The 4301-nt window shown below is 60.1% G+C and carries 7 protein-coding genes; 6 read left to right on the plus strand and 1 reads right to left on the minus strand.

Annotation, left to right across the window (positions count from 1 at the left end):
• The 4 genes from M0974_RS15245 to M0974_RS15260 form a co-directional block, all read left to right on the plus strand.
• Positions 1-606 (plus strand): Hpt domain-containing protein (locus M0974_RS15245; protein ID WP_297838230.1); only part of this gene is annotated, 606 nt, incomplete at its 5' end.
• Between the two features lie 167 nt (positions 607-773).
• Complete coding sequence (locus tag M0974_RS15250) at positions 774-1763, plus strand: 2-hydroxyacid dehydrogenase (protein ID WP_297838232.1); 990 nt, start codon at positions 774-776, stop codon at positions 1761-1763.
• Between the two features lie 35 nt (positions 1764-1798).
• Entirely contained in the window at positions 1799-2236 is a 438-nt protein-coding gene (locus M0974_RS15255; protein ID WP_297838234.1) for a hypothetical protein, read from the plus strand.
• On the plus strand, positions 2233-2637 hold the full coding sequence (locus M0974_RS15260; protein ID WP_297838236.1) for an META domain-containing protein: 405 nt from the start codon (positions 2233-2235) through the stop codon (positions 2635-2637). Before M0974_RS15255 ends, M0974_RS15260 begins: the two co-directional genes overlap by 4 nt.
• A gap of 73 nt (positions 2638-2710) precedes the next feature.
• Here M0974_RS15260 and M0974_RS15265 read toward each other — a convergent pair whose 3' ends face one another.
• Positions 2711-3178 (minus strand): TlpA disulfide reductase family protein, encoded by a 468-nt coding sequence (locus tag M0974_RS15265; RefSeq protein ID WP_297838239.1) that lies wholly within the window; start codon positions 3176-3178, stop codon positions 2711-2713.
• Between the two features lie 127 nt (positions 3179-3305).
• On the opposite strand from M0974_RS15265, the gene arsC reads away from it, so the two are divergent.
• Entirely contained in the window at positions 3306-3659 is a 354-nt protein-coding gene (gene arsC, locus M0974_RS15270) for an arsenate reductase (glutaredoxin) (RefSeq protein ID WP_297838241.1), read from the plus strand.
• Positions 3656-4261, plus strand: coding sequence for an NAD(P)H:quinone oxidoreductase (wrbA, locus tag M0974_RS15275; protein WP_297838244.1), 606 nt, complete (start codon positions 3656-3658; stop codon positions 4259-4261). Before arsC ends, wrbA begins: the two co-directional genes overlap by 4 nt.
• Positions 4262-4301: the final 40 nt, after the last annotated feature.

Below are 4301 nucleotides of genomic sequence, written 5' to 3' on the forward strand. Positions count from 1 at the left end.
GATGTGCAGATGCCTGGCATGGACGGGCGCCAAGCCACGGAAGCGATTCGCGCCTGGGAAGTCGAGCGCCAGAGCACCTCGCTGCCGATTGTTGCCCTCACCGCCCACGCCATGGCCAACGAAAAGCGTGCATTGTTACAGAGCGGCATGGACGATTACCTGACCAAGCCCATCAGCGAGCGGCAACTGGCGCAGGTGGTGCTCAAATGGACCGGCCTGGCACTGCGTAATCAGGCGCCGGAACGGCCAAACGAAAATGCACGCAACGGTATCGACCTGCACGTGCTGGATCACGAGGAAGGTTTGCGCCTGGCTGCAGGCAAGGCGGATTTGGCGGCAGACATGCTAGCGATGCTGCTGGCGTCGCTGGACACCGACCGAGAAGCTATCCGTAGCGCCCGGGAAGCCAACGACAAATCCGCCTTGATCGAACGCGTGCATCGCTTGCACGGCGCGACGCGTTATTGCGGCGTACCTCAGCTGCGCGCAGCGTGCCAGCGCAGTGAAACCCTGCTGAAAAAGGATGCCGCGGAAGCCGAAGCCGCCCTGGACGAGCTGGCCATGGCGATCAACCGCCTGGCCATTGAGGCTCGGGTGAGTGCTTGATCTGAGGCAATAGCAACCGACCTGGATCGTTTAGAGTAGAAGCACGCGTGGTTAATCTGGAACTCCGCGCAGCTCCCTTCCCGAATGAATTCGGTCCCACAGGGTGATCGCCCATTACCTGTGGGACCGAATTCATTCGGGAAGCTTTGTAGCCTATGAGGTTTTAGATGCGAACGCTCGTCTTCAGCAGCCAAACCTACGACCGCGATAGCTTCCTCGCTGCCGCCTTACCCAGCGGCGTTGATCTGCATTTCCAGCCTGCCCGTCTGAACCTGGAAACCGTCGCGCTGGCGCACAGCTATCCGGTGGTGTGCGCGTTCATCAATGACGACCTCAGCGCCCCGGTACTGGAGCAATTGGCCGCTGGCGGCACACGTCTTATCGCCCTGCGCTCTGCGGGTTATAACCATGTGGATTTGCCCACCGCGCAACACCTTGGCCTCAGCGTGGTGCGCGTGCCCGCCTATTCCCCACACGCGGTGGCTGAGCATGCCGTGGCGCTGATTCTAGCGTTGAACCGGCACCTGCACCGCGCCTACAACCGCACACGTGATGGCGACTTCAGCCTGCATGGGCTGACCGGTTTCGACCTAGTGGGTAAAACCGTCGGCATCGTTGGCACCGGGCAAATCGGCGCCACCTTCGCGCGGATCATGGCGGGATTTGGCTGCACCTTGCTCGCTTATGACCCTTACCCCAACCCGGCCGTCGAAGCCCTCGGCGCGCGCTACCTGAGTCTGCCGGAGCTATTGGCCCAGGCGCAGATCATCAGTCTGCACTGCCCGCTGACCGCCGAGAGCAAGCACCTGATTAACAGTGGCTCGTTGGCGCAGATGCTGCCTGGTGCAATGTTAATCAACACTGGGCGCGGCGCTTTGGTCGATACCCCGGCCTTGATCGAGGCGCTGAAAAGCGGGCAACTCGGTTATCTCGGGCTGGACGTGTATGAAGAAGAGGCGCAACTGTTCTTTGAAGATCGCTCTGATCTACCGCTGCAAGACGACGTGCTGGCGCGCTTGCTGACCTTTCCCAACGTGATCATTACGGCGCATCAGGCCTTTCTGACCCGTGAGGCATTGGGTGCGATTGCTCAGACCACGCTGGATAACATCGCCCACTGGGCGCAAGGCTCACCACAGAATCTGGTGCAGGGCTAAAAACTGGTAGGATGCGCGCAGATTTGGAGGACCCAATGGTCGAACACGATTTCCGCTACAGCCTGCTTAACCCACAACACACCTTGACCGAAGTCCGCGCGCTGGCGCCCGGACGCTATCAAGTCACCGGCAACGGCGGCTCGATTCACGCCGATGATGTGCTGCTGGTCACCTTAAAAGGCAGCAAGGACTTGTCCATGCGCCTGACCGTCGAAAAAGTCCGACACTTGATCAACCCTCGCGGCCAATGGGTTGCGGTGGCGCAAGGACCTGCGTTCGGGGAGCTGGCGATTCACCAGTGGCAGGTCAACTGCAACGGTTGCCAGACTGAGCTCAAGTTTGAGTTCGCGGTCGACGCCAAGCTAGGCACCAAGGCGCAAAAGCCTGCGGCTGCCGCTCGCATCGCCGAGCTGGGCTGGAAAACCGAAGGTGACAAGCACTTCTGCCGTAAATGCCAGGAGCCAGCCGCATGAGACGAGCCGTCCTGCTGGGTCTGCTCGGCAGCACGCTGCTGGGCTGCGCCGCTGAGCCGCCGCAGGTGCAGCACGATCAGAGCTACTTGCTGGAGTGGATTGGCGAACGTCCGCTGGTGGACCGCAGCCACTTGACCATGACGCTGGGTGAAGACGGTCGCGCCTATGGCAACGCCGGCTGCAATCATTGGTTCGCACCGTATGCGCAAGAAGGCGAGAAGTTTCACTTCGGTATAGTCGGCAGCACCCGCAGGGTGTGCTCACCGGCACTGATGGAGCAAGAACAACGCTTTCTTGATGCCTTGACCAAAGTCCAACGCTGGGACATCTCCCCTATTGAACAACTGCGCCTGTGGCCAGAACAAGGCAAACCGCTACGGTTCTGGTTGGAAGACAGCTGATTCAGCGAAGTCTGGCCTGACGCCTTCCCGAATGAATTCGCGAAGGCCGTTACGTGGTCTATCTGATGGACCCTTAACCCTCACCGCGCAACACCGCCAACCGCTGGCTAACGCCCGCAGCCGTCTGCTCACCCAATAATGTTTCGCGCACTTTGCCCTTGTCATCGATGATGTAGGTCACCGGCAACGCGTCACTGTGCGGCAAGTCATAATGGTCAGCCGGGTCTTGCGCTAACACGGTGAAGCCAATCCCCAGTGCAGCGCTGGCCGACTTCAAATCGTCGCCTTGCAAGCCGTCAAAGTTGACCCCGAAAACGCTCACTTGTTTGTCTTTGAGCTCCTTGGCCAAGGCATTCAGCTCCGGGATCTCGGTACGGCATGGACCGCACCACTCCGCCCAGTAATTGATGACCAGCCAATGCTTGTCGACCTGCTCACTGGCGACCTTGTGCCCGTTTTGATCAAGGCCCAAATCCGCGCCACATCCGCCAAGCAACAAACTGCCGAGAAGCGTCACTACCGCTGCCAATCGCCTTGCCATGTGGCATTCCTTCATCGAGATATTCACGTTAACTGCGACCAATCACCGCCCCGGCAGCCTGCAAGGTTCAGGAGCGCGCTTCACGTATGTAGAATAGCCGCCACCTTACGCAAGATGCGACCCGCAAATGACCGACATGACGCTTTATCACAACCCGCGCTGCTCGAAATCTCGCGGGGCGCTGGAATTGCTCGAAGCACGCGGCCTCACGCCGACCATCATCCGCTACCTGGAGACCCCACCTGACGCCACGCAGTTGCGCGCTCTGCTGGGCAAGCTGGGGCTCAATGCCCGGCAATTACTGCGTACCGGCGAAGACGACTATAAAACCCTCAACCTGGCCGATTCCAGCCTGACCGACGAGCAACTGATCGCCGCCATGGCAGGCCACCCAAAGTTGATCGAGCGACCGATTCTGGTGGTCGGCGATAAAGCCATCATCGGTCGACCGCCAGAACGCGTGCTGGAGATTCTCTCTTGAGCGCGCCGTATATTCTGGTTTTGTATTACAGCCGCAATGGCTCGACCAGCGAAATGGCCCGGCAGATTGCGCGCGGCATCGAACTCGGCGGCATGGAAGCCCGACTGCGCACCGTACCGGCGATTTCTTCGGAGATCGAAGCGGTCGCACCGAGCATTCCAGAGGCCGGCGCCTTGTATGCAAGCCTAGACGACCTGAAGAACTGTTCCGGTCTGGCATTGGGCAGTCCGACGCGCTTTGGCAACATGGCTGCACCGCTTAAATACTTTCTCGATAACACCAGCACGTTGTGGCTGACCGGCGCGTTGGTGGGTAAACCGGCTAGCGTGTTTACTTCCACTGCCAGCCTGCACGGCGGTCAGGAAACGACCCTGATGTCCATGCTGTTGCCGCTGTTGCACCACGGCATGCTCGTCGCGGGCTTGCCTTACAGCGAAGCTGCGCTGCTGGAAACCAGCGGCGGCGGCACACCGTATGGCGCCAGTCACCATGCGGGGGCAGACGGCAAACGCAAACTCGACCAACACGAAATCATCTTGTGCCGTGCCTTGGGCCAACGCCTGGCCAAAACCGCAGTACTGCTGGAGACGCCCCGTGGCTAAAGCGCCAAAAGTCTTGCCAGCGCTGGAGTGGCTGGAGCCA

The sequence above is a fragment of the Pseudomonas sp. genome, from assembly GCF_026224925.1.
In the GTDB taxonomy this organism is placed as follows: Bacteria; Pseudomonadota; Gammaproteobacteria; order Pseudomonadales; family Pseudomonadaceae; genus Aquipseudomonas.